General features: G+C 66.8%; 22 protein-coding genes. 17 read left to right on the plus strand and 5 right to left on the minus strand.

Going from position 1 to position 25,438, the window contains the following annotated elements:
• Positions 1 to 119 precede the first annotated feature (119 nt).
• The 3 genes from cbiE to ABIA30_RS19035 are packed head-to-tail and all read left to right on the plus strand — an operon-like array spanning position 120 to position 2,769.
• Positions 120 to 1,298, plus strand: a complete 1,179-nt coding sequence (cbiE, locus tag ABIA30_RS19025) for a precorrin-6y C5,15-methyltransferase (decarboxylating) subunit CbiE (protein WP_370068198.1) — start codon at positions 120 to 122, stop codon at positions 1,296 to 1,298.
• Positions 1,295 to 2,050, plus strand: a complete 756-nt coding sequence (cobM, locus tag ABIA30_RS19030; protein WP_370068587.1) for a precorrin-4 C(11)-methyltransferase — start codon at positions 1,295 to 1,297, stop codon at positions 2,048 to 2,050. The genes cbiE and cobM overlap by 4 nt, the downstream gene beginning before the upstream one ends.
• Positions 2,050 to 2,769 carry a cobalt-precorrin-6A reductase gene (locus ABIA30_RS19035; protein ID WP_370068200.1) on the plus strand — a complete coding sequence of 240 codons (720 nt, stop codon included), beginning with the start codon at positions 2,050 to 2,052 and terminating at the stop codon, positions 2,767 to 2,769. Before cobM ends, ABIA30_RS19035 begins: the two co-directional genes overlap by 1 nt.
• Here the strand turns inward: ABIA30_RS19035 and ABIA30_RS19040 are convergent.
• Genes ABIA30_RS19040 through cobG form a run of 4 tightly spaced genes read right to left on the minus strand, consistent with a single transcriptional unit; the run spans position 2,759 to position 7,132 of the window.
• On the minus strand, positions 2,759 to 3,820 hold the full coding sequence (locus ABIA30_RS19040; protein WP_370068202.1) for a phosphotransferase family protein: 1,062 nt from the start codon (positions 3,818 to 3,820) through the stop codon (positions 2,759 to 2,761). The genes ABIA30_RS19035 and ABIA30_RS19040 overlap by 11 nt on opposite strands.
• Before the next feature lie 46 nt (positions 3,821 to 3,866).
• Entirely contained in the window at positions 3,867 to 5,333 is a 1,467-nt protein-coding gene (locus ABIA30_RS19045; RefSeq protein ID WP_370068204.1) for a precorrin-2 C(20)-methyltransferase, read from the minus strand.
• Positions 5,330 to 5,956 (minus strand): precorrin-8X methylmutase, encoded by a 627-nt coding sequence (locus tag ABIA30_RS19050; RefSeq protein WP_370068206.1) that lies wholly within the window; start codon positions 5,954 to 5,956, stop codon positions 5,330 to 5,332. Before ABIA30_RS19050 ends, ABIA30_RS19045 begins: the two co-directional genes overlap by 4 nt.
• 9 nt (positions 5,957 to 5,965) lie before the next feature.
• Positions 5,966 to 7,132 carry a precorrin-3B synthase gene (gene cobG / locus ABIA30_RS19055; RefSeq protein ID WP_370068208.1) on the minus strand — a complete coding sequence of 389 codons (1,167 nt, stop codon included), beginning with the start codon at positions 7,130 to 7,132 and terminating at the stop codon, positions 5,966 to 5,968.
• Positions 7,133 to 7,586: 454 nt separating this feature from the next.
• On the opposite strand from cobG, the gene ABIA30_RS19060 reads away from it, so the two are divergent.
• The 9 genes from ABIA30_RS19060 (at position 7,587) to ABIA30_RS19100 (ending at position 20,022) form a co-directional block, all read left to right on the plus strand.
• Positions 7,587 to 9,929 (plus strand): diguanylate cyclase domain-containing protein, encoded by a 2,343-nt coding sequence (locus ABIA30_RS19060; protein ID WP_370068210.1) that lies wholly within the window; start codon positions 7,587 to 7,589, stop codon positions 9,927 to 9,929.
• Between the two features lie 3 nt (positions 9,930 to 9,932).
• Entirely contained in the window at positions 9,933 to 13,547 is a 3,615-nt protein-coding gene (cobN, locus tag ABIA30_RS19065) for a cobaltochelatase subunit CobN (RefSeq protein ID WP_370068212.1), read from the plus strand.
• 19 nt (positions 13,548 to 13,566) lie between these two features.
• Entirely contained in the window at positions 13,567 to 13,947 is a 381-nt protein-coding gene (locus ABIA30_RS19070; RefSeq protein ID WP_370068214.1) for a PPOX class F420-dependent oxidoreductase, read from the plus strand.
• Entirely contained in the window at positions 13,947 to 14,849 is a 903-nt protein-coding gene (purU, locus tag ABIA30_RS19075) for a formyltetrahydrofolate deformylase (protein ID WP_370068216.1), read from the plus strand. Before ABIA30_RS19070 ends, purU begins: the two co-directional genes overlap by 1 nt.
• A 98-nt stretch (positions 14,850 to 14,947) precedes the next feature.
• Complete coding sequence (locus ABIA30_RS19080; protein WP_370068218.1) at positions 14,948 to 15,340, plus strand: PPOX class F420-dependent oxidoreductase; 393 nt, start codon at positions 14,948 to 14,950, stop codon at positions 15,338 to 15,340.
• An 83-nt stretch (positions 15,341 to 15,423) separates the two neighbouring features.
• Positions 15,424 to 15,912, plus strand: a complete 489-nt coding sequence (locus tag ABIA30_RS19085) for an FxsA family protein (protein ID WP_370068220.1) — start codon at positions 15,424 to 15,426, stop codon at positions 15,910 to 15,912.
• A gap of 21 nt (positions 15,913 to 15,933) precedes the next feature.
• A complete protein-coding gene (locus ABIA30_RS19090; RefSeq protein WP_370068222.1) occupies positions 15,934 to 17,538 on the plus strand; it encodes an amidohydrolase in 1,605 nt (534 codons plus the stop codon).
• On the plus strand, positions 17,531 to 19,264 hold the full coding sequence (lnt, locus tag ABIA30_RS19095) for an apolipoprotein N-acyltransferase (RefSeq protein ID WP_370068224.1): 1,734 nt from the start codon (positions 17,531 to 17,533) through the stop codon (positions 19,262 to 19,264). The genes ABIA30_RS19090 and lnt overlap by 8 nt, the downstream gene beginning before the upstream one ends.
• Positions 19,261 to 20,022 carry a polyprenol monophosphomannose synthase gene (locus tag ABIA30_RS19100; RefSeq protein ID WP_370068226.1) on the plus strand — a complete coding sequence of 254 codons (762 nt, stop codon included), beginning with the start codon at positions 19,261 to 19,263 and terminating at the stop codon, positions 20,020 to 20,022. Before lnt ends, ABIA30_RS19100 begins: the two co-directional genes overlap by 4 nt.
• Before the next feature lie 56 nt (positions 20,023 to 20,078).
• On the opposite strand, the gene ABIA30_RS19105 is transcribed toward ABIA30_RS19100, so the two are convergent.
• Positions 20,079 to 20,417 (minus strand): RNA polymerase-binding protein RbpA, encoded by a 339-nt coding sequence (locus ABIA30_RS19105; protein ID WP_370068228.1) that lies wholly within the window; start codon positions 20,415 to 20,417, stop codon positions 20,079 to 20,081.
• A gap of 73 nt (positions 20,418 to 20,490) precedes the next feature.
• Here ABIA30_RS19105 and ABIA30_RS19110 point away from each other — a divergent pair, with 73 nt between their 5' ends.
• The 5 genes from ABIA30_RS19110 (at position 20,491) to ABIA30_RS19130 (ending at position 25,435) form a co-directional block, all read left to right on the plus strand.
• Positions 20,491 to 20,868: a hypothetical protein gene (locus ABIA30_RS19110; protein ID WP_370068230.1), complete on the plus strand. Its 378-nt coding sequence runs from the start codon at positions 20,491 to 20,493 to the stop codon at positions 20,866 to 20,868.
• Positions 20,869 to 20,884: 16 nt separating this feature from the next.
• A complete protein-coding gene (locus ABIA30_RS19115; RefSeq protein ID WP_370068232.1) occupies positions 20,885 to 21,523 on the plus strand; it encodes a DNA-directed RNA polymerase subunit beta in 639 nt (212 codons plus the stop codon).
• A gap of 272 nt (positions 21,524 to 21,795) precedes the next feature.
• A complete protein-coding gene (locus tag ABIA30_RS19120) occupies positions 21,796 to 23,034 on the plus strand; it encodes an acetyl-CoA C-acyltransferase (RefSeq protein WP_370068234.1) in 1,239 nt (412 codons plus the stop codon).
• A gap of 46 nt (positions 23,035 to 23,080) precedes the next feature.
• On the plus strand, positions 23,081 to 24,553 hold the full coding sequence (locus ABIA30_RS19125) for a sensor histidine kinase (protein ID WP_370068236.1): 1,473 nt from the start codon (positions 23,081 to 23,083) through the stop codon (positions 24,551 to 24,553).
• A 30-nt stretch (positions 24,554 to 24,583) separates the two neighbouring features.
• Complete coding sequence (locus ABIA30_RS19130) at positions 24,584 to 25,435, plus strand: patatin-like phospholipase family protein (protein ID WP_370068238.1); 852 nt, start codon at positions 24,584 to 24,586, stop codon at positions 25,433 to 25,435.
• The last annotated feature ends 3 nt before the right edge of the window (positions 25,436 to 25,438 follow it).

A 25,438-nucleotide genomic window follows, 5' to 3' on the forward strand; every position in this document is an offset into this window, starting at 1 on the left:
TGCGCGAAGAACAGAGGATTCAGATGAGCGCTTGCGCGAAGAACAGAGGATTCAGATGAGCGCTTGCGCGAAGAACAGAGGATTCAGATGAGCGCTTGCGCGAAGAACAGAGGATTCAGATGAGCGCGAGGATCACGATCATCGGCATCGGGGCCGACGGCATGGCCGGGCTGACACCGGCATCGCGCGATGAATTGCTCAGGGCCACCGTGATTTTCGGGGGTCCGCGGCAACTGGACCTGCTGGACGGTCAGGTCACAGCCGAACTTCGGTCATGGCCGTCGCCGATGCTGCCGGCATTGCCGCAACTGTTCGACGGCCCGTCCGACGTCCATGTGGTGGCCTCCGGTGATCCGATGCTGCACGGCATCGGCGTCACCCTGATTCGGCTGTTCGGCACCGACCGGGTCAGGGTGCTGCCCCATGTGTCATCGGTGACGCTGACCTGTGCGCGACTGGGCTGGGCGGTGCAGGACACCGAGGTGATCAGCCTGGTCAACGCCGCACCGCATACCGCGGTCCGCCGTGGCGGGCGGGCTGTCGTGCTGTCCAGAAATGCCGAGACGCCGAAGGCCCTGGCTCGCCTGCTTGTCGAAACCGGTTGTGGTGGATCCGAATTCACCGTGCTGGAACAACTCGGCGGGCCGGGAGAACGTATCGCCACCATGACGGCACTCGAGTGGTTCGAGGCAGACGCCGAGGTCGACCCGCTCAACGTCATTGCGGTGCAATACCTGCCCGATCTACGGATCTCGACTGTGCTGCCGGATGCGGCCTTCGCTCACGATGGTCAGATCACCAAGCAGAACATCCGCGCGGTGACCATGACGGCGCTGCAGCCGCGCTCGGACCAAGTGCTGTGGGACATCGGCTCCGGGTCGGGCAGCGTTGCCATCGAATGGTGCCTGGCATCGCGGGGCCGGGCCGTGGCATTCGAACGCGACGATCAACGACGAGAACGAATCATCAGTAACGTCAACACGTTCGGCGTCAGCGTCGATGTATGCGGCGCGGCACCGGAGGGTCTGTCTGGAGTGCCCACCCCGGACACCATTTTCATCGGTGGCGGATTGACCCAGCCGGGACTGTTCGAGGCGTGTTACGAGGCGCTCGAACCCGGCGGCAGGTTGGTGGTCAACGCGGTCACGGCGGAATCGGAAGCATTTGTTGTGCAACGCTATTCGGAGTTGGGCGGCGAGCTCCGCCGGTTTCAGCACTACCATGGCGAACCGATCGGCGGCTTCACCGGCTGGCGCCCGGCATTACCGATAACCCAATGGATGGTGGTCAAGCCATGACGGTGTACTTCATCGGAGCCGGCCCCGGCGCTGCCGACTTGATCACGGTGCGGGGCCAGCGCCTACTGCAGACCTGCCGGGTCTGCCTGTACGCCGGTTCGATCATGCCTGATGACCTGCTGGCACTGTGCCCGGCCGACGCCCGCGTCATCGACACCGGTCCGCTGGACCTGGAACAGATCATCGGAGAACTGACCGACGCGCAGGCCGCCGGCCTCGATGTGGCCCGGTTGCATTCCGGCGACCCGTCCATCTACAGCGCGTTGGCCGAACAGTGCCGCCGACTGGATGCGCTCGGCATCGACTACGAAATCGTCCCGGGCGTGCCGGCGTTCGCCGCGGCTGCCGCGATACTCGGCCGGGAACTGACGGTGCCGGGAGTGGCGCAGACGGTGACGCTGTCGCGGGTGGCCACCCTGTCGACCGCGATGCCCGACGGTGAGGATCTGGTCACCCTCTCCAGGCCTGGCGCCACGCTGGTTCTGCACCTCGCGGCCGCACAGATCGACAACATCGTGCCGCAACTGCTCGACGGTGGGTACCGTCCGGAAACCCCTTGTGCGGTGGTGGCATACGCGAGCTGGCCGACCGAACAGGTGCTCAAGTGCACGCTGGCCGATTTGGCCGAGCAGATGAAGGCCGCCGGCATCACCAAGACCGCGGTGATCATCGTCGGAGATGTGTTGGGGGCGCAGGGTTTCAGCGACAGTTATCTGTATTCCAGTGACCGCCGCCGGGGCAGTCGGCACTGATGAGACTGTTACTACTCGGCGGCACCTCCGAGGCGCGTGCGTTGGCCGAACGCCTGCACCCTGACGTTGATATCATCAGCTCTCTGGCCGGTCGGGTGCCCGATCCCGCGCTGCCGGTCGGACCGGTCCGGATCGGTGGCTTCGGCGGCATCGACGGCCTGCAGAACTATCTGCGGGACAACGACATCACCGCGGTGGTCGACGCCACCCACCCGTTCGCCGCGACCATCACCGCCAACGCTGCGCAAGCGTGCGCGATGGCAGGACTGCCGCATCTGGTGCTAGCGCGTCCGGCGTGGCCCCGCGGCGACGCGATCGTGGTCGCCGACGACCGGCAGGCCGCGCAGACCGTCGAAAGCCGGCGATACCAAAGGGTTTTCCTGACCACCGGCCGTTCGGGGGCCGCGGCATTCAGAGAATCGGACGCCTGGTTCCTGATCCGGGCGGTCACCCCGCCGGATACCGACACACTGCCCCCGAATCACGAAATCCTGTTGTCCCGCGGTCCGTACGACTATGAAAACGAACTCACAGTGCTACAGGCGCACCGGATCGACGCATTGGTCACCAAGAACAGCGGTGGCGGCATGACCCGGGCCAAGATCGATGCGGCCCAACAGCTCAACGTTCCGGTGATCATGGTGGACCGCCCGGAGTTGCCGGCCGGCGTGACCACAGTTCAGACCGTCGACGAAGCCGAGGCGTGGGTCAAGCGCTGATCAGGTCCATGGAGCCGAGGTCCCGGATTGCCTGACAGCTACGCGCGGTCATGGTCAGCATCATGTCGTCGCCGCGTTCGGTCGAGGTGGCGAACGCAGTGCCCAGCACCACCAACAGCGGCCCTTGTAACATACCCAGCCGGTAGTCACGCCAGCAGGCCTCGCGGTCGTAATCGGTTATCCCGTAACGCATCAGCTCGTCGTAGTAGCTGTCGACCAGGAGTCGGTCGGCGTCGGCGCGCAACTCCGGCGGCAGGCTGGTCGCGGTGAAGTAAGCCAGGTCGCGGGCCGGCAGCCCGTTGCCGAGGGTCTGCCAGTCGACGATGGTCACCTCGGTGCGGCCGGGGTTGAACAGGATGTTGTCCAGCCGATAGTCGCCGTGCAGCAGCGCGTAGCGACTCGGCTCGGTCATCAGCCATGGGTAGACCATCGACATCGAGGTGCGCAGGGTGCCGCGGTCCTGCTCGGACATCCGGGTGCCGATCTTGTCCAGCGTGATGTCGGTGGCCATCTTGGCGACCTCGCCGAAGCCCTTGGCGAAGTCGTCGTTTGCCTTGGGCATCGAGATTCCCGGGAAGTCGGTCCACTTCGGGTCGCACCAGCTCGGTCCATGCAGGCCGGCCAGTGCCCGCACCCCGAGCAGGGCCTCCGCGAGGCTGCAGCCGGCCAACTGATCGCCCTGTTCCGCCGGAGCCATATCACTCAGTAGCAACGCGAAATCGGCACCCTCATCGGCGATCTCGCAGTAGTGACAGTCCGGTACCGGGACGTCGACGTGCGCGGCGATCGATGTGTAGAACGCATGCTCGGACTTGTATCCGATGGCGACACGGTCGCGTACCGATGCATCTTGCGAGGGCAGCTTGATCGCGAAAGTCCTTGGCAATCCGCTGTTCTCGATATAGTCGACGGTGATTCGATAGGTCGCGCCGGTCTGGCCGGTACCGATGGGGCTGACATCCACCGCGGCCACGTCACAGCCGAGTACCTGACTGAGCCAGTACGCGGTCACGTCGGCGGGACCACGCGGAATCGCGACACCAACCTTCATGGTGCGTGACATTAGCCGTCGAAACTGTAAAGCGTCAACGAGTGGGTCAGGCCGGGTAGTTCCGCGGCGTGAACACCCGGTCGCCCTCCTCGGTGTGTTGCCACACCGTCTGGGACGAACCGATGATCAGCATGCAGCGCATGTCCACCTCGGCCGGGTCCAGGTCGGCCAGGCGGACCACCCGAACCGACTCGGACGGGCCGGAGACGTTGCGCCCGATCACCACCGGGGTATTCGGGTCGCGATACTCCAGCAACAGGTCCCGCATCGCGCCGACCTGCCAGGTGCGGGTCTTGGACGCCGGGTTGTAGATCGCCAGCACCAGGTCGGCTGCGGCGGCGGCCTTGACCCGCGAGGCGATGATCTCCCACGGCTTGAGCCGATCGGACAGCGAGACCACCGCGTAGTCGTGGCCCAGGGGAGCGCCGACCCGGCTCGCGACGGCCTGCGCGGCTGTCATCGCCGGGATGACCCGGACCGCCACGCCCGGCCACTGCTGAGCCTCCTCGAGCACCGCGGTCGCCATCGCGAATACCCCTGGATCGCCCGAGGACACCACTGCCGCAGTGCGGCCCTGCTGGGCCAGGCTGCAGGCCAGGTGGGCCCGCGCCACTTCGTCGGTGTTGTCGCTGGCATGCCGCTGCTGCCCGGGCCGCAGCGGCACCCGGTCCAGATAGGGTCCGTAGCCGATCAGGTCGGTGGCAGCGGCCAGCTCGCGGCGGGTCTGCGACGTCGTCCACTCCGGGTCGCCCGGACCCAGGCCGACCACGACCACGCTACCGACCGCTGCGGTAGCCGGCCGGGTGCCGGGTACCACCGCGATGGAGAAATACGGCACCGTGTCGGTGCGTACCTCGGCGGCCGGCAATACCCGCTGCGCATGGGTGCTGGCCCGCTCCACGTAGAACGCCTCATCCAATCGTCCGGCAGACGAAAGTGCCTGCCGCACAACCGGATAGGAACGACCCAGTTTCATGATGACCGCGGCGTCGGTATCGGCGAGGCGGCGCTGCAGCTCGTCGGCCGGCAGCGTGCCGGGCAGGATGGTCAGCACCTGTTCGCCCTGCACCAGCGGTGTCGAGATGGCCGCCGATGCGGCGCTCACCGACGTGACACCCGGCACGATGACTGCGTCGAACCGCGACGTCAGTCGGGTGTGCATGTGCATGTACGAGCTGTAGAACAGCGGATCGCCCTCGGCCAGCAGCGCCACATTGCGACCGGAATCCAGGTGTGTGGCAATCCGTTCGGCGGCTTCGGCGTAGAAGTCCTCGATCGCGCCGGCGTATCCGCCCGGGTGTGACGTGGTCTCAGTGGTCACCGGATAGACCAGGTGTTCCTCTATCTGGCCGGCGCGCAGGTATGGCTCGGCGATCCGCCGGGCGATGCTGTGTCCGTGCCGGGCGCTGTGATACGCGACGACGTCGGCATCGCCGATCAGCCGGGCGGCCTTGACCGTCACCAGCTCCGGGTCGCCCGGGCCCAGCCCGATGCCGTAGAGCGTGCCTCTCATTCGTGTTCACTCGCAATCGCATTCACCGCGGCCGCGGCCATCGCGCTGCCGCCGCGTCGACCCAGGACCACCAGATAATCCATGCCCCGCGGCCGAGCGATCAGCTCGTCCTTGGACTGCGCCGAGCCGACGAAGCCAACGGGCCCGCCCAGCACGGATGCCGGCACCGGCGCGCCCTCGTCCAGCAGCTCCAACAGACGGAACAACGCGGTCGGCGCATTGCCGATCGCCAGCACTGCGCCGTCGAGCCGTTCGGCCCACAGATCCACTGCGGCCGCCGAGCGGGTGCTGCCCAGCTTGGCGGCCAATTCGGGAGCACGGGGATCGGCGACCAGCGATACCACTTCGTTGTCCGCGGGCAGCCGGGACCGGGTGATGCCAGCAGCCACCATCGACGAGTCGCACAGGATCGGGGCGCCGGCGGCCAGCGCCGCGTGGGTCCGGGCCACCACGTCAGCGGTGTAGGCGACGTGCTCGGTGACATCGACCTGCCCGCAGGTATGGATCAGCCGCACCACGACCCGCGCCACGTCGTCGGGGAATCGGGCCAGATCCGCCTCGGCGCGGATCGTCGCGAAAGACTGCCGGTAGATCTCCGCGGCGTCACGCACATAGTCGAGCACTCGCTAACCCTACGGGTGGCGCAGTTTGTATCCATCGGTGGTCGCTACCAGCACTTGACCGGTCGACGGGCTACCGCAGGCGCGGTCGCAACCGACAAAATGCCGGTGCTCGGCGGGCTCGATGCCCTGGGCTGCTTCGGCGGCTGCGTCCAGGACTGCAGCTGCTGCATCGGCGCGCACATCGGCCAGTGACTTGGCGCACCCCGGGCTGCCGGTGCATGCGCTGACCGTCAGCCATGGGGAGTGCTCGTCGAACACCAGCCCCAGGGGCGCCAAAACGCGTAACGCGGTGTCGGCGACGCCCTCATCCAGGTCACAAATCAGTAACGAGCGCCACGGGGTGATGATCACGGGGGCGGTGATGGCGGCCACAAACTCGGCGGTGCGGGCCTGCAACACACCTAGAGGTACCGCCGCGCCGAGGGCGATCCGCCCGTCGTCCTGGCCGATCCAGCCGACCGGAGGTCGCTCGACCGGCGGCCAGGTGGCGCCCGCAGCGTCGGTCACGGTCAAACCTGCGCCGGCCAACAAGGCATCGGTGGTTTCAAGTTCGCTTGTCCGCCAATGATTCTCGCGAATCGTGCGGAACTGCTCGGCCACGTTCAACAGGGCCTCGACGGCGTCAGGTGCTGGTATCCGGACCCCGGTGTCACGTCCTGCGATCAGCACCGCGGCGGTGTCGGCCGATACCAACTGGACGCTGGCATCGGGACTCAGGCCTGAGATGTCGCCGCGGCCGTCGTCGACGCCGAACCAGAAGCGGCCAGGGAGTTCGGCCAGTTCAGGGCGGTTTTGCAAGGCAACATCCAGTTCGCACACGGTGCCGCGCACGTCGCCCAGACCGCCCGATCGGCCCGACAGCGGCGAGGCCACGATATTGCGCACCCGCTCATGGGTGGTCGACGGCAGTAGGCCGGCCGCCGAGATCGCCGCAGCCAGGGCATCGGCGTCCTCGATGCCGCGTACCTGGATGTTCCCGCGGGAGGTGAGTTCCATTGCCGGTGAACCGAATTCGGTGGCCGCGTGGGCCAGAGCCGCCAGTTGTCCAGCGGTGATGGTGCCGCCGGCCAGTCGGATTCGGGCCAAGCCGCCATCGGCCGCCTGATGCACCTGCAGTGCACCGGGGCAGGCGTCGGCGTCGCGCGTCCGGTCCTCGGGCCGGCCTGATCGAATCACCTTGGCTACGTTACGGTGTGACGCAAAATGTGAAGTGGGTCACGTCGATTTGGGCGTGTTCGCTGCCTTACAAGTCCCTTGCGTTCAACCGGCCCGCCCGTACGGTAGAACGCGAACTTCCGTTTGCTACACCGCATTCGGATGGCATGTAAGGAGGGACGCAATGTCTGATTTCGCTCTGTATGTCGGCGGCGTGTTCGCACTCATCGTGGCTGCGGGCCTGCCGTACCAGGGCAAGACCTGGTACTCCCGCTGGAGCGCCTCGGAGCGCTGACCCGGTGCACCAGCACCGCGGTTGTCCGCACGGAAAGGCCGCCGACGGGGCGGGTTGCCAAGCAACCCGCCCCGTCGTGCATTTCACCCCTGCTCGAACCTTCACGACGACGTTTGTGATGTTTGCCGAATCGACGCGCGTCGCATCGTAGGCTGTCCCCGACAATGTTGTGATCACGATGTGGGGGCGCGTTCCGTGTGGTCGAAGATGATCAACGGAGTTCGCTTCGACGAGCCCCTCGAATCTGCATTCCAGCTGAGCTTCGGCGCCATGGGCCGCAAATCTCGCCACGAGATGTGGGCCGTCCTGCTGATCGTCATCACGGCGGGCATCGTCTTTCATCACGCGCTGCTGAAGGTGCCGCCAGAGGTGCTGCCGCTCGGGCGCACGTTGCTCGTCGCGGTCGCCATACCCATGGTGTTGCGTTGGCTCAGCGGTGACCACAGTCCACTGCAGCGATGGTCTTCCGTTCTCTACATCGCGTCGGTGTACATCGATGTCGCATGTTTGATGGTGTTGCGCATCGCCTGCATCCGGTACGGCCTCGATGTTGTGCCATTGGTCATGCCGGTCGCGATCCTGATGAGTGTGATCGTCGTCCAGATCCGCTTCCTGCTGTTGGCGCCGGCGATCCTGGTCGGGCTGGCGGGAATCGTGGTTACCGAGCTTCGGGCGTTCGACACCACAAGCAACCAGCTCTTCGACGTCGCGGCGTCGATAGCCCTGGTGACGGTCGCGCTCAGCGCCGCATACGAACTGGAACGGTCGGCCCGAATCGCGTGGCTGCGTGAACGCGAACTCGGCGAACTTACCCGGACCGACCCGCTGACCGGCGTGCCGAATCGGCGCTACTTCGACGACCGGCTCGCCGAGTTGACCAGCACCGCCCAGGGGACCGGTCGCGGTCTGGCGGTGATGGTGCTCGATGTCGACGGCTTCAAAGCCTTCAATGACCACCACGGTCACCTGAAAGGCGACGAATGTCTGCGCCGGATCGGTGCGTATCTGGCGCAGACCATGAGTGGGCCCGACGAATTCTGCGCCCGCTTGGGCGGCGAAGAGTTCGTCGTGGTCTGGTGCGCCGACGCGTCGGATATGGCGGTCCGCGCCGAGGACATCCGATCCGGGATCGCCGCGCTTGCAATCCCCGCGGCCGAGGACGGCCGGGTGGTGACGGCATCGGCCGGGCTGGCACAGGATCGGGCACCCGACCCGTCCAGCACCGTCGGCACCGAGCTGCTCCGGCATGCGGATTCGGCGCTGTACCGCGCCAAGCGCGGCGGCCGCGACCAGCTCGTTGTCGCCACCGATGAGATGCCGGTGATCGCCAGCCGCGGCCGGGTCGAGGCGGGCCGCGCACCGGCGTCTCCGGCGGCCAGGACAGCGGCCGCCGTCCTGCAACCCGCGCCGATGACGCGCGGCCGCGAAGCCGAGTTCCGGGCGGCGTTCGACCGGCAGGGACGCATCACGCGGGCGGCCATCATGCTCGGTCTGGATGCAGTGTGCGTCGTGCTCATGTTGTCCAAGCAGAGGTTACTGAGGATCCCTCCGGCCGCGGAATCCCTCGGCACCCACACGCTGGTGTTCGGCATCATGCCGGCCGCCACCCTGGCTGCGGTGACCGCACTGGTGCCCCGGCTACAACGGTGGTCGGCACCGACGTTCATCGTCGCCGTTGCCGTCATCACCAGCGCTCAGATGCTCGAGCGCGCGCTGCAACTACCGCACGGTTACGACACCGTGCCCTACCTGATGCCGACAGCAGTGCTGCTGAGCATGTCCGTGGTGAAAATCCGCTTCGGAGTGCTCGCGCCGTCGGTCCTGGCGATCCTCTTGTGCGTGTCCGCGATCGAGTTGTGGGTGTTCCCGTGGACCAGCAATCGCTTGCTGACCGTGGGTGTATGTGCGTTGACTGTCGCCATCACCACGCGGTTCGCCTACAAGCTGGAACGATCGGTGCGGTTGGCTTGGATGGAGGAGCGCAAGCTCGACGAACTCACCCGGACCGATCCGCTGACCGGGCTGGCCAACCGGCGATCCCTCGACGAGGCGCTCGACGCGCTGGACGGGGCAGCCGGGCCGCTGCGCGCGGCGGTGATGATCCTCGACGTCGATGATTTCAAAGGCTTCAACGACCGATACGGACATCCGGCGGGCGATGAGGCGCTGCGGGCCATCGGCGCCTATCTGCAACACGCCACTGCCGGTGAGGATGTGCTGGTGGTCCGTATCGGCGGGGAGGAATTCGCCGCGCTGTGGCACGACGGGGGCGACGCCCTGATGCCGCGCGCCGAAGCGCTGCGTGCGGGCATCGCCGCGCTGGGTCCGCTCGCGGGCACCCCGACCAGGCTGACCGCTTCAGCCGGCTTCGCCGCCTTGCCCGTGGTGGGGCGCTCGGCCCGAGACCTGCTGGCGCACGCCGACCAAGCGCTCTACAAGGCCAAGGGCAGCGGCAGAGACCAGCTGGTCGAGATCGCGACCCACACCGCAGACCACACGAGAGCGCCGGTGCGGTACGAATAGTCCGTGCCGACCGTACTGCTGTTATCGACGTCCGACACCGATCTGATCACCGCGCGCGCCAGCGGGGCCGGGTTCCGGTGGGCCAATCCATCCCGATTGGTCGACGGGGAACTATCGGCATTGCTGGCCGACGCGGACCTGGCGGTGGTGCGGGTCCTGGGCGGTTACCGGACCTGGCAGGACGACATCGACGCCGTGCTGGCCAGTGGCGTCCCCACCGTGGTGCTCAGTGGCGAACAAGCGCCTGACGCCGACCTGATGAGCCATTCGACGGTTCCGGCCGGTGTGGCTCTGCAATCGCATATCTATCTGGCGCAGGGCGGCGTCGACAACTTGCGTCACCTGCACGCTTTTCTGTCCGACACCGTCCTGATGACCGGCTTCGGCTTCGGCGAACCGGAATCCATGCCGAGTTGGGGCCTGCTGGGCACGCGAGAAGCAGATGAGGACGGGGCGCGCGATTCCGACGCGCACGGACCGACGATCGCCGTGCTCTACTACCGGGCGCAGCAGCTGGCCGGCAACACCGCCTACATCGAGGCGCTGTGTCAGGCCATCGAAGCTGCGGGCGGCCGCCCACTGCCGGTGTTCTGTGCGTCGCTGCGCACCGCAGAGCCCGAGCTCATCGAGTTGCTGGGTACCGCTGACGCCCTGATCACCACGGTGCTGGCCGCGGGCGGTGCCACCCCCGCCGCCGCAAGCGCCGGCGGCGATGACGACAACTGGAACGTCGCGCACCTGGCCGCCCTCGACATACCCATCCTGCAGGGCCTGTGCCTGACCAGCTCCCGGGCTCAGTGGGACGAGAACGACGACGGTCTGTCGCCGCTGGATGTCGCGTCCCAGGTGGCGGTGCCCGAGTTCGACGGCCGGATCATCACCGTGCCGTTCTCGTTCAAGGAGATCGACAGCGAGGGGCTGATCTCCTATGTGGCCGACCCCGAGCGGTGTGAGCGGGTGGCCCGTCTGGCCGTCCGGCACGCGCGGCTACGGTACATCGAACCCGCGGAAAAGCGCGTGGCCCTGGTGTTTTCGGCCTACCCAACCAAGCACGCCCGGATCGGCAACGCCGTCGGCCTGGACACCCCGGCCAGCGCCGTGGCGCTGCTGCGGGCCATGCGGGACGCCGGATACGTCATCGGCGACATTCCGGGAGTGGACGCCCAAGACGGTGACGCACTTATCCATGCGCTGATCGAACGCGGCGGTCAGGACCCCGACTGGCTGTCCTCGGAAGCCTTGGCGGCCAACCCGATTCGGGTGTCGGCCAAGGACTACCGGGCCTGGTTCGCCACCCTGCCGGCCGAGCTCACCGACGCGGTCAACAAGCACTGGGGACCCGCGCCGGGGGAGCTGTTCGTCGACCGCTCCAGCGATCCGGATGGCGAAATCGTCATCGCAGCAATGGTTTCCGGAAATGTGGTGCTGATCGTTCAGCCGCCGCGCGGATTCGGCGAGAACCCGGTGGCCATCTACCACGACCCCGACCTGCCGCCGAGTCACCACTATCTGGCCGCCTACCGCTGGATCAACGCACACTTCGGTGCCGACGTGATGATCCACCTGGGCAAGCACGGAAACCTGGAATGGCTGCCCGGCAAGACCCTCGGCATGTCGGCGGCCTGCGGACCGGACGCCGCGCTGGGAGACCTGCCGTTGGTGTACCCGTTCCTGGTCAACGATCCCGGTGAGGGCACCCAGGCCAAACGCCGAGCACATGCGGTGTTGGTCGATCACCTGATTCCGCCGATGGCCCGCGCCGAAACCTACGGCGACATCGCGCGTTTGGAGCAGCTGCTCGACGAGCACTCGAATATCTCGGCGCTGGACCCGGGCAAGCTGCCCGCCATCCGCCAGCAGATCTGGACCCTGATGCGTGCGGCCAAGATGGACCACGACCTGGGTCTGGACGAGCGGCCCGACGAGGACTCGTTCGATGACATGCTGCTGCACGTCGACGGCTGGTTGTGCGAGATCAAGGACGTCCAGATCCGCGACGGCCTGCACATCCTGGGCGCCGCACCCCGCGGCGAAGCCGAACTGGACCTGGTGCTGGCCATCCTGCGAGCCCGGCAGTTGTTCGGCGGCGAGCAGGCCGTGCCCGGGCTGCGCGAGGCGCTGGGGCTGACCGAGGACGGCCAGGCCGACAAGGCGACGGTCGACGCCGCCGAAGCCCGCGCCCGTCAGTTGGTGGCCGCGCTACAGGAGTCCGGTTGGGATGCTTCTGCGGTGGACCGCATATGCGCCGAAGCGATGGACGACATCACCGACAACGCCGAGGTCGCGAAGGTGCTGCGGTTCGCCGCCACCGAGGTGGTGCCGCGCCTGGGCGCGACGGACCGCGAGATCGACCAGATTCTGCGGGCCCTGGCCGGAGGATTCATCGCTGCCGGGCCGTCGGGCTCGCCGTTGCGCGGACTGGTCAACGTGTTGCCCACCGGGCGTAACTTCTACTCGGTCGACCCCAAGGCGGTGCCGTCGAAGCTGGCCTGGGAAACCGGTGTGGCCATGGCGGATTCGCTGCTGGACCGGTATCGCGCGGATTACGGCCGCTGGCCCGAGTCGGTGGGTCTGTCGGTATGGGGCACCTCGGCCATGCGTACCGCCGGCGATGACATAGCCGAAGTCCTTGCGCTGCTTGGTGTTCGACCGATCTGGGACGAAGCATCGCGCCGGGTGGTCGGGCTGGAGTCGATCTCGCTCGATGAATTGGGTCGCCCGCGCATCGACGTCACGGTCCGGATCTCCGGCTTCTTCCGCGATGCCTTCCCGCATGTGGTTACCATGCTCGACGACGCCGTCCAACTGGTCGCCGGACTCGACGAGCCTGCCGAGGACAACTACGTGCGAGCGCACTCCCAGCTCGACATCGCCGACCACGGTGACCAAAGGCGCGCCACCACAAGAATTTTCGGCTCCAAGCCGGGCACCTACGGGGCCGGCCTGCTGCAGCTGATCGACAGCCGCAACTGGCGCGACGACGCCGACCTGGCTCAGGTGTACACCGCCTGGGGCGGCTTCGCCTACGGCCGCGGCCTGGACGGCGCACCGGCGACTGACGACATGAACCGGGCCTACCGGCGAATCTCGGTGGCGGCCAAGAACACCGACACCCGCGAACATGACATCGCCGACTCCGACGACTACTTCCAGTACCACGGCGGCATGGTCGCCACCGTCCGCGCGTTGACCGGCAAGGACCCGGCCGCCTACATCGGCGACAACACCCGGCCCGACGCGGTCCGCACCCGGACGCTGTCCGAGGAGACGACGCGAGTGTTCCGGGCCAGGGTGGTCAACCCGCGCTGGATGAATGCCATGCGCCGACACGGCTACAAGGGCGCCTTCGAGATGGCGGCCACCGTCGATTACCTGTTCGGCTACGACGCCACCGCAGGTGTGATGGCCGACTGGATGTACGAGCAGCTGACCCAGAGTTATGTGCTGGACCCGGAGAACCGCAAGTTCATGAACGAGTCCAATCCGTGGGCCTTGCACGGCATGGCCGAGCGGCTCTTGGAGGCCGCGGGGCGTGGCATGTGGGCCGAGCCGGAGGCGCAGACCCTCGACGGGCTCAAGCAGGTGCTCCTGGAAACCGAAGGCGAGCTCGAGGGCTGACCTGGATTAGGGTTGCGCCATGGCTCTCACCTTCGCAGACGTCGCCAAGGCCAACTACATCCTGCTGACCACCTTCACCAAGGATGGTCGCGCCAAGCCCACCGCCATCTGGGCGGTCCTCGACGGTGACCGGCTGCTCGTCATCACCGAGGCCAAGTCCTGGAAGGTCAAGCGCATCCGCAACACTCCGCGGGTGACCGTCGCCAAATGCGACATGCGCGGCAACCCGAAGAGTGAGGCGGTCGAAGCCACCGCGGCGATCCTGGACCAGTCGCAGCTGGGCACGGTGTACGACGGAATCGGTAAGCGCTACGGGCTGATCGGCAAGCTCTTCAACTTCTTCTCCAAGCTGCGCGGCGGCATGCAGAACAACGTGGCCCTGGAGTTACGGGCCGCGTAGTGAGCCAACCTCCTTCCGGGTTCGCCGCGGCGCAGCCGAAGCTGCCGCGGCACAAGGACATCGGGCGTCTGCTGCTGAGCTGTCCGGACCGCCGCGGCGTCATCGCCGCGGTGTCCACCTTCCTGACCCGTACCGGCGCCAACATCATCTCGCTGGACCAGCACTCCACCGAGCCCGAAGGCGGAACCTTCCTGCAGCGCACTGTCTTTCACCTGCCCGGCCTGGCCGCGGCCCAGCCCGAGCTGGAGCGTGAATTCGATGCGGTGGCACAAGAGTTCGACATGAACTACCGGTTCACCGACGCCTCCAAGCCCAAGCGAGTGGCGATCATGGCCTCGACAGCTGACCATTGCCTGCTGGATCTGTTGTGGCGCAACCAACGCGGCGAACTGGACATGACCGTGGTGATGGTCATCTCCAACCACGCCGATCTGGCCGCCCAGGTCCGGGCCTTCGGAGTGCCGTTCGTCCACATTCCGGCCAACCGGGACATCAGGGAACAGGCCGAGCAACGGCAGCTCGACCTGCTCAAAGGCAACGTGGACCTGGTGGTGTTGGCCCGCTACATGCAGATCATCACCTCGGGGTTCCTGGAGGAGATCGGCTGCCCGCTGATCAACATCCATCATTCGTTCCTGCCGGCCTTCGTCGGTGCTACGCCGTACCGCAGGGCCAAGGAGCGCGGCGTGAAGCTGGTCGGCGCCACTGCGCACTACGTCACCGATGATCTCGACGAGGGCCCGATCATCGAACAGGATGTGGTGCGCGTCGACCACGCCGACACCATCGAGGATCTGGTGCGCCTGGGCGCCGACGTGGAGCGTGCCGTGCTGTCCCGGGCGGTGTTGTGGCACTGCCAGGACCGCATCCTGCGCAATGGAAACGAAACCGTCATCTTCTGACCGGCCCCTTCGATCGACGGCGCGCTGCGGTGGCAGCCGGAGACCGATCTGCGCAGAATGAACAGGCCCTGCCCATCGAATCGAAATGGCGAAGACCCATGGCCCCGAGCTTCGACGATGTCTATCGCGAGAAGTACCTGTTGTTGACGACATTCACGAAGGACGGGCGTCCCAAGCCGACCCCGGTCTGGGGTGTGCCTCACGAGGGCAAATTGCTGATCAGCACTGATGACGGCTCGTGGAAGACCAAACGGATCAAGAACACCCCGCGGGTCACCATCCAGAAGTGCGGTGTGCTGGGCAAGGTCAAGGGCGAACCGGTCGAGGCCGTCGCCCGGAACCTGCCGAAGTCCGAGACCCGGCGAGTGTTCGACATGGTGACCAGGCGCTACTGGTGGCACGCCTGGTGGTGGATCCCGCAGGCGATCCTGCGTGGCGGTATCGACAAAGTGCACGCCGCCATCGAAGTCGAGGCGGCGCCGGCAACGTAGGACTGGCCGGGCTTGGCCAGATTGTTATGCCTGAGTCATACCGGCGGTGGAACGTACTGAGCTCCTGAATCGTTGGTTAGTGCATGGCTACGCGACTGTTTTTGGTATACGCCCTCGTCGAGGTGGCGGTACTGGCCGTCCTGGTCTCGACGCTCGGCGTCGGATGGACACTGCTGGCATTGTTGGTGACCTTCGTCGCCGGCCTGGCGCTGGCCGGTGCGCAGATCACCAGGCATTTCACCCGATTGTGGGAGGCGCTCGGCGCGCGCGCCAACGGCCGCGAACTGGCCACCGACAGCGTTCTGGTGACCTTGGGCACAGTGCTGGTGGTCGTGCCTGGCCTGGCCAGTTCAGCCGTCGGTGCACTGATGCTGATACCGCGCACGCGCGCTGTCCTGCGGCCGCTGGCCAACTCGATGCTCAACCGTCGGATCACGGCGATGGAGTTCCCGACCGAGGTGATTTATATCAATCACGATGACCGCTACCGCGGCCACGGGGACTACATCGATGGCGAAGTGATCGACGTCGTCGACTGCGAACCGGCTGCCGTGCAGCGCCGCCCGTACTGAACGGATTAACCTGTCACCTTCGTGACGACACTCTTGCTGGGCGGCCGGGTTCACACCCCCGCGATGCCCGACGCCACTGCGATGGCAATCCGTGACGGAGTGGTGGCCTGGGTGGGCTCCGATGACGTCGGCCGGGCGCTGTATCCCGACGCCACGATCCGGGAACTGGATGGCGGCTTCGTCGCCCCGGCCTTTGTCGACAGCCACGTCCACCTGACGGCGACGGGGCTGACCGTCACCGGTCTGGACCTGCGCGCTGCCACCTCGCTCGAGCACCTGCTGACCCTGCTCGCCGGGTACGCCGCGCGGCAGTCCGACGGGGTGATCTGGGCACACGGCTGGGATGAGTCCGGATGGCCGGCCAGAACCCCACCGACTGTCGCCGACCTGGATCGCGTGCTCGGCGGCAGGCCCGTGTACCTGTCCCGGATCGACGTGCATTCCGCCGTCGCCTCCACCGGGCTGCGCCAACTGGTGCCCGGGTTGGCCGACGCCGATGGATTCTCCGCGCAGGGCCCGCTGACCGCCGACGCTCACCACCGCGTCCGCGCCGCTGCACGCGAGCTGTTGACCACCGAGCAACGGCGACAAGCCCAGCGCGCGGCGCTCGACCTCGCCGCAGGCAACGGCATCGTCGCGGTGCATGAATGTGCCGGGCCAGACATCGGCGGGATCGATGACTGGGCTGACCTGCGAGCCACCGCCCACGGCGTCGAGGTGGTGGGCTATTGGGGAGAGGCGGTCGATACCGCCGAGAAGGCCCGCGCGTTGATCGACCGGACCGGCGCCCACGGACTGGCCGGAGACCTGTTCGTCGACGGCGCACTGGGCTCACGAACGGCGTGGCTACACGAGCCGTACGCCGATGCACCCGGCTGTTGCGGCAACACCTACCTGGACACCGACGCGATCACCGCGCACTTGATGGCCTGTACCGAGGCCGGCATCACCGCGGGATTCCATGTCATCGGCGACGCCGCGGTGGATGCCGCCGTGCAGGCGTTCGAGCGGGTGGTGGCGGTCTTCGGAGCCCCGGCCGTCGCGCGCTGCGGGCACCGGCTTGAACATCTGGAGATGGTCGGAGACGAGCAGGCGCGCCAACTCGGGGCCTGGGGCGTGGTGGCCAGCGTGCAGCCCGCCTTCGATGCGCTGTGGGGCGGGGCGGACGGCATGTATGCCCAGCGTCTCGGCGCCGATCGAGCCCAGCGACTGAACCCCTTCGCGCTGTTAGCATCGGCAGGCGTGCCCCTCGCGTTCGGCTCGGACAGCCCCGTCACCAGCATCAATCCCTGGGAATCGGTGCGTGCGGCGACGCTGCACCAGACGCCGGGCAGCGCCATCTCGGCCCGCGCGGCGTTTGTGGCCGCGACCCGTGGCGCCTGGCGTGCCGGCGGGGTCCGCGACGGGGCCACCGGCACTCTGGCGCCGGGCGCCCCGGCCTCGTACGCGATCTGGCAGCTGCCCGGCGGCGCCGATGCGCTCGACGTCACGGCCCCGGCCGATGCCGTGCAGCGGTGGTCCACCGATCCGCGGTCCCGGGTTCCGGCGCTGCCACCGCTGGGGCCGCACGACGAGCTGCCCACCTGCCTGCAGACCGTGCACGGGGGAGTGACGATCTATGGCTGACGAAACCCTGGCTGACGAAACCCTGGCCGAAGACACCCCGGATGGGCCCGAGACGCCAGACCCACCGGCGGGTCCGGGGCGGCTGGCCCGATTCGCTACCCGGTTACGCGGGTTCTTCGAGCCCCGGCTGGTCCGGTTGGCGGCTGCGATCGCTGCCGGGCTGCTGTTGTGCGCGGGCTTTCCGCCGTTGGGCTACTGGTACCTGCCGTTCATCGCCTTCGCTCTGCTGGGCTGGGTCTTGACTCACGAAAAAACCACGCGTGCAGGCGGTTTCGGCTACGGCATGCTGTTCGGGTTGGCCTTCCATGTGTTGCTGCTGCCGTGGATCGCGAGCTTTGTGGGTCCGATTCCATGGTTGGCGCTGTCCCTGATGGAGGCATTGTTCGCCGGCGTGTTCGGCTACACCGCGGTGCTGGTACGACGGGCGCCGGGCTGGCCGTTGTGGTTTGCCGGACTGTGGGCTCTGGCCGAGTGGCTCAAGTCGACGGTGCCGTTCGGCGGATTTCCTTGGGGTGTCGTCGGATTCAGCCAGTCGAACGGGCCGCTGCTGCCGCTGGCTCAACTCGGCGGCGCCCCGCTGCTGTCGTTTGCGGTGGTATTGGTCGGGTTCAGCCTGACCGCGATCGGGCTCGAGTCGGCCAAGCGGTTCCGGCACGATCACCGCACCGGCGCGGCCGCTCCGCCCGAGGTGTTCTTCCCCGGGATCTGCGTGGCGCTGGTGCTCCTGTTGACGGGGCTGGCCTGGCCGCACGTCCGGCAGGCCGGCGTCGGGGCCGACGACGACCCGACCGTGACCGTCGCCGCGGTACAGGGCAATGTGCCCCGCCTCGGCCTGGACTTCAACGCCCAGCGGCGCGCGGTGCTCGACAACCACGTCCGCGAGACCATGGCGCTGGCCGATGACGTCCGGGCGGGCCGGGCGCCGCAACCGGCGTTCGTGATCTGGCCGGAGAACTCGTCGGACATCGACCCATTGGTGTACAGCGATGCAGCAGAAAGCATTACCTCTGCGGCCGAGGCGATCCACGCGCCCATCCTCGTCGGCACCGTACTGGCAGCCCCCGGGTACACCTACGACAATCCGGTGACCACCAACTCGGTGATCGTCTGGGATCCGGCCACTGGTCCGGGGGAACAGCACGACAAGGCGATCGTGCAACCGTTCGGCGAGTACCTGCCGTGGCGGAGCTTTTTCCGCAAGCTGTCCTCGTTCGCCGACCGGGCCGGTTACTTCGTGCCTGGGCACGGCAATGGCGTGGTCACTGCCGCCGGGGTGCCCATCGGTGTCACCACGTGCTGGGAGGTGATCTTCGACCGGGCGGCCCGGCAGTCGGTGCTCGCTGGTGCGCAGGTGCTCGCCGTCCCGACCAACAACGCCACCTTCGACGAGTCGATGAGTGCCCAGCAACTGGCGTTCGCCCGGGTCCGGGCCGTCGAACACGACCGCTACGTGGTGGTCGCCGGTACGACCGGGATCAGTGCCGTGATCGGCCCAGATGGCCGTGAGCTCGCCAGGACCGCGTTCTTCGAACCCGCCCACTTGGTCAGTCAGATCAAGTTGAAGACCGATCTGACCCCGGCAACCCAATGGGGACCGATAATCAACGCATTGTTGGTCATGGTTGGCGCTGCGGCTGTGGTAGGGGTCATGCTGCACAATGGAAGGCTCATGCTTCGTCGTAGGGCGCAGCGGGGGGATCGACTTAACAACGAAGAGGTGACATGACCATGGGTGGTGACCGCCCGAGTCAGCGCACGCTGGTCATCATTCCGACTTACAACGAGCGGGAGAACTTGCCGTTGATCGTCGGACGAGTCCATGCCGCGCAGCCGGACGTTCACGTGCTGGTGGTCGACGACGGTAGCCCGGACGGCACCGGTCAGTTGGCCGACGAGCTGGCGCTGGCCGATCCCGACCGGGTGCACGTGATGCACCGCGCCGGCAAGGGCGGACTCGGTGCGGCCTACCTGGCCGGCTTCGCCTGGGGGCTGGGCCGCGGCTACTCGGTACTGGTGGAGATGGATGCCGACGGCAGCCATGCGCCCGAGGAGCTCTACCGTCTGCTCGACGCTGTCGACGCCGGTGCTGACCTGGCCATCGGGTCGCGGTACGTGCCGGGCGGCACGGTCCGCAACTGGCCCCGTCGCCGGTTGGTGCTGTCGCGCACCGCCAACACTTATTCACGGGTGCTGCTCGGTGTCGACATCCACGACATCACCGCCGGCTACCGCGCCTATCGGCGTGAGGTCCTGGAGAAGATGGGTCTGGACGACGTCGACTCCAAGGGCTACTGCTTCCAGATCGACCTGACCTGGCGGGCGATCAACGCGGGATTCACCGTCGTCGAGGTGCCGATCACCTTCACCGAGCGCGAGCTGGGTGTATCGAAGATGAGCGGTTCGAACATCCGCGAAGCCATGTCGCAGGTGGCCAAATGGGGTATCCGCGGCCGGTTGGACCGGGCTCGCGGTGTCGCTCGCTGACCCCTGACGAAACAAAAAGCCCCGCATATGCGGGGCTTTTTGTTTGGCCGAGGTGATCAGTTGCCGCGGCGGCGGGTCTTGATCAGGTCGAGGCGCTCCTTGAGCAGCTCCTCGAGCTCCTCGACGCTGCGACGCTCCAGCAGCATGTCCCAGTGGGTACGCGGCGGCTTGGCCTTCTTGGGCTCGGGCACATCACCGTCGAGCAGGGCGCCTTCCATGCCGTTCTTGCAGGGCCAGGTGCCGGGAATCTCGGCATCGTCGGCGAACGGAACTTCGAACACCTCGCCGTTGTCGGTGCGGTACCGGGCAACCTGACGCGGCGCCAGGTCGTGGTTACGGTCGGTCTCGTAGCTCACGGCTCCGAGGCGACTGCCTCTCAGGACGCGATCAGCCATCGTCAACACTCCTTGATATAGCGACAGGGGATCAACGCAGGCCAGTGCCATGAAGTTCCCGACTCAGTAGTCCATGATACCGGGCCACAGCACGGCGACGATTACAGTCACGACCGTGGTATCAGCACGACGCTCCAAAGCCCAGCCGTGTCGGTGGTGTGGGCGTGAGGTCGCTGACGCGGGAATGGGACGGCGCCGTCAGTACTGTCGCCAATCCTGCCGTCAGCGAGCCTATGAACAGCGCGCCATGGTCAAGGGCACGGCGTTGGCACCGGACTCGGTGGTGTTGACCGCCGAGGAGGCCGCGGCGTTGTCGGACCGGGTGTACCAGGTGCGGTGTGCGGCCGAGGACGTGGCTACCGCGGTGGCGGAGGGTGCGGACGCGGCGGAGTTACACGACCTGTGTGAGGTGCTGCTGGCGGCGGCGAAGGAAGCCGACGGTTGGCGATGAGGCGAGGAGAGGGCCGATGACCGGTGAGCGTCGCCGCATCCATAAACCGACGAAGTTCCTCGGCCGGGGCTTCGAGGCATTTCATGAGGTCGAGGACCCCGTGCGGGACCGTCGTATCGCCCATGAGACCGCCGCGGCGCTGATGGAACGAGTGCGGAGCTATCCGGACCCCGAGGTGGTCGCGCGCTTGATCTCGTATACCGATGAGCACGGCATCGACACCATCGCCGAACTGTGGTCGGATGCCGACGCGCGTAGCCTGCCCGGAGCGTTGTGGCGGGTGTACCTGCTCCGGTCGGCGATCCGGGAGGACCCCTACTCGGCCAGCCTGTTGTTCGGACGTGGTGCGGACGTCGTGCATTCGATCGATCCGGTGGTCGCCGGTGCTGCGGCACCGACCGGGCCGACAGAAGTCAGTGATGTTGCCGACCGGATATTGCGTGGTGTGTTCGAGGGCGACTTCGCGATTGCCCTGGAGCGGGCCGCGGCCTATTGCCGAGTCAGCGCTGCCGGCAGCGTGAGCCTGGCACGGGACGCGGAATTCACCGCGCCCGAACGCTCTGCCGAACTCACCGACCGCGCGGTGTGGTTCACCCGGTTGGCCAATGAACTCGGCGCCGCTGCCGGCCTGTGGCGCAGCAACTCGCTGGAATGACACCGCCACTGCGGAAAAGTTAAAGCCAGACCGCAGAACGCCTCTCGGCGAGTGGCCGCTCGTGGCGGCAAAATTTGGGGCCCGGGGTTACTGCGGCCTGGCGGTGTCCACTGTAGCCGAGGATCCGGTGTGGTGAGCAATCGATGCGGCGCGTGCGCACCGAAATTTCGTCTCGACTAGCGCGGATTCGGCTTCGGTGAGTTCCACGACATGCTCGAATATCGGTGGACGATTTCTCCTGGCCCAGACCGACCACTGAAGGGGCTCGTGCGATGACCGAAGCTTTTCTGCTGGGTGGGGTTCGGACGGCGTTCGCGCGGTACGGCGGACCGCTCTCGCATTTTCGCGTGGACGATCTGCTCGGCATGGCCATGGTCGGCGCCTGCCGGAAGGTCGGTATCGAGCAGGCCGAGGTGGAGGACATCGTTGCCGGTTGTGTGAATCCCGCGCACGAGGGCATGGGTGACATCGCCCGGTGGTCGGCCTTGGCTGCCGGGTTCCCGGACAGTGTCACCGGCGTCACGATCAACCGCTACTGTGCGTCGTCGCTCACCGCGACGATCAACGTGGCGAACGGGATTCGGGCCGGCGACGTCGGCGTCGGCATCGCCTCCGGGGTGGAGTCGATGTCGCGCTCGGGCTGGGCTTATATGAAGGGCGACAGCGCCTTTGCGCCGCGGGGTCCACAGATCCTGCTGGACACCATGTGGTCGGGCGCCGGTGGCCCACCGAACCCGAAGCTGCTGGCGCGCAACGCGTACATCGGGATGATCGAGACGGCGCAGAACGCCGCCGACCGTTATGGGCTCACCCGCGAGGAGATCGACGCGTTCGCGCTGCGGTCCCAACAGCACGCCAAGGCGGCGCGAGACCGGGGACGGCTCGCGCTGGAGATCATGCCGGTGGACATCGCGGCGACCAAGTCGGCCCCGGCGTCGGTGTTCGACACCGACGCCTTCATCCGTGATGACACCACCATGGAGCAACTGGCTGCGCTGCGGCCCCAGCCCGGCACCACCCAGATGACGGCTGCCAATTCGACCCCACTGACCGACGGGGCGGCCGCGCTGGTGCTGGCCTCCGGGGAGCGTGCCGCCGAGCTCGGGGTGGCACCTCTGGCCCGCGTGGCGGCGTCGGCGACTGTGGGAATCGACCCGCTGGTGATGGGCTTGGCGCCGGCGTGGGCCATCCCGTTGGCGCTCAAGCGTGCGGGGCTGACACCCGAACAGATCGACGTCTGGGAGGTGCACGAGGCATTCAGCGCCCAGGCGTTGGGCGTGTTGCGCGAACTGCCCAACCAGCTCGACGGTTTCGAAGTCCCCGACGACAAGCTGAACCTCAATGGCGGCGCGGTGGCCATCGGTCACCCGTTCGGCGCGTCCGGTGCGCGTTATGTGCTGACCCTGGCCACCGAGCTGCGTGAGCGCAATGTGCGCTACGGCGTGGCGGGGGTGTGCGTCGGGTCCGGACAGGGCGTCGCCATCGTGCTGGAGAACCCCGATGCTGGTTGACCCGAATGAGTGCAGCGCACCGGCCACAGATGCGTAATGTATCGCCGTGACCGATGTCGGTGGTGAACTGCAGCGCTGTCTACCAGGAGAGTTGAAGTCGCTGTTCCTGTTCGAGTCGTTGTCGGACGAGCAGCTGGCGTACCTGTGCGGAGCTGGACGAATCGAGGTGCTCGGCCCGGGGCCGATGGTCGCCGAGGGTGACTTGGCGGCGCTCTTCTATGTGTTGATCGACGGTGAGTTGGTCATCTCGAAGCGCTCCGCGGGCCGCGATGTCGAGATCAACCGGACCGCACAGCCCGGGGTCTATTTCGGCGCCCGCTCGGCGTTCCTCTCCGAGCACGACCGGAACCGGCTGTCGGTGCGGGCCACTCGACGTTCGCGGTTTTTCGTCATGGACGCGGCGGCGCTCGGTGCCTTCGTCAAGCGGGAGTTCCCGATGGCGGTGCACCTCATCGAGGGAATGGCCGAGACTGCCGACAGGCAGCACCGCATCGCCGACGAGCGGGACCGGCTGCTGGCACTAGGACAGCTCTCGGCGGCCCTGACCCACGAGCTCAACAATCCGGCGGCGGCGGTGGTCCGGGCTGCGACCGAACTGCGTGGGCAGTTGGAAGCTCTCACCGCTCCTTTGGTGCACAACCAATTCGATAGCGAGACACTGCGTTTCCTGGCCGCTGCGCAGACCGAGGTGGCGGCGCGGGTGGCTGCTGCTTCAGGGCGGGCGCTCTCGGCGATGCAGGCGACCAACCTCGAAGACGAGATCGGTGACTGGCTGTCCGATCACCGGATCGACAACGCATGGGACATGGCGCCGACCTTTGTCGAGGCTGGACTGGACCGTGGATGGCTCGATCAGCTGTCAACCGGTGATCAACCGCCCGCCTGGCTGGGAACTGCCATGCAGTGGCTCCGGCACCGCATCGAGGCCGAATTGCTGACACACCAGATCCATGATGCCGCACAACGGATTTCGGGTCTGGTCGCTGACGTCGAGCAGTACACCCAACTGAACAGTGCGCCCTTCCAGTTCGCCGATGTCAACGCATTGCTCACCAGTACATTGCGGATGTTCGCCGGGCGGATCGGCGCGGGCACCGAGATCGAGGTGCTCACCGACTTTGATGAGTCGACACCCGAATTGCTCTGTTATCCAGCCGAACTCAACCAGGTGTGGACCAATATCATCGACAATGCCATCGCCGCGATGGGGCCGGCTGCGGGCACGTCGTCGAACAGCGCGGGCACGCTCACGGTGCGGACGCGACGCGAGGACGACGCGATTCGCATCGAGATCGGTGACACCGGCTGCGGAATTCCCGACGATGTCGGTGGGCGCATTTTCGATCCGTTCTTCACGACCAGGCCGCTGGGTGAGGGCACCGGTCTGGGTCTGCATGTGGCCTGGCGGATCATCGTCAACCGGCACCGCGGGGAGCTGGTTGCAACTTCCCGGCCGGGCGACACCAGATTTGTCGCACGTCTTCCACTACAACATCGTGCCGAGGGCGAAGGAGGCTGAGATGCAACAGATTACAGATGGTTGTCGAACGTGACGACAGCCTTCGTGTTGTCCGGCGGCGGCAGCCTGGGTTCGATCCAGGTGGGAATGCTGGTGGCGTTGGCCGAGGCCGGCATCAAACCCGACCTGATCGTCGGTACCTCGGTCGGCGCCCTCAACGGCGGATGGATCGCGGCGGCCTCGGACAGTCCTGGGGTCGCCGGGTTGGCAGATCTGTGGCGATCGCTGTCCCGCCGCGAGGTGTTTCCGGCCAGCATGGGCCTGGGGCTGCTGGGATTCCTGGGCCAGCGACAACACTTGGTGGCCAACAGCGGCATCCGTAATCTGCTGAAACGCAACTTGCGGTTCCGCCGGTTGGAGGATGCCCCGACGCCGCTGCATGTGGTCGCGACGGATGTGCTGTCCGGGCAGGATGTCCTGCTGTCCACCGGGGATGCCGTCGATGCGATCAGCGCAAGTGCCGCCATACCGGGGGTGCTGCCGCCGGTGCGGATGGATGGGCGGGATCTGGTCGACGGCGGGGTGATCAACAACACCCCGCTTTCGCATGCGGTCGCCCTGGGGGCAACGGAGATCTGGGTTCTTCCTACCGGGTACTCGTGTGCGATGCCGCAGTCGCCGACCGGTGCGCTGGCGATGGCGATGCACGCTTTCACCTTGGCGATAAACCGGCGGCTGGCCACTGATGTCGAACGCTTCGAAGGTGTGGTCGAGCTGCACGTGGTGCCGCCACTGTGCCCCGTACGAGTGTCTCCAGTCGATTTCTCGCGGTCAGGCGAACTCATCGACCGATCGCTGACCTCGACGCGCCGCTGGCTACCGACGGATTACGCCGCCGGGCAGCAGGCCGACCTGCTGATGCCTCATCGCGATTGCGATTGATTG

This window comes from Mycobacterium sp. MAA66 (genome assembly GCF_041261665.1).
GTDB lineage: Bacteria > Actinomycetota > Actinomycetes > Mycobacteriales > Mycobacteriaceae > Mycobacterium.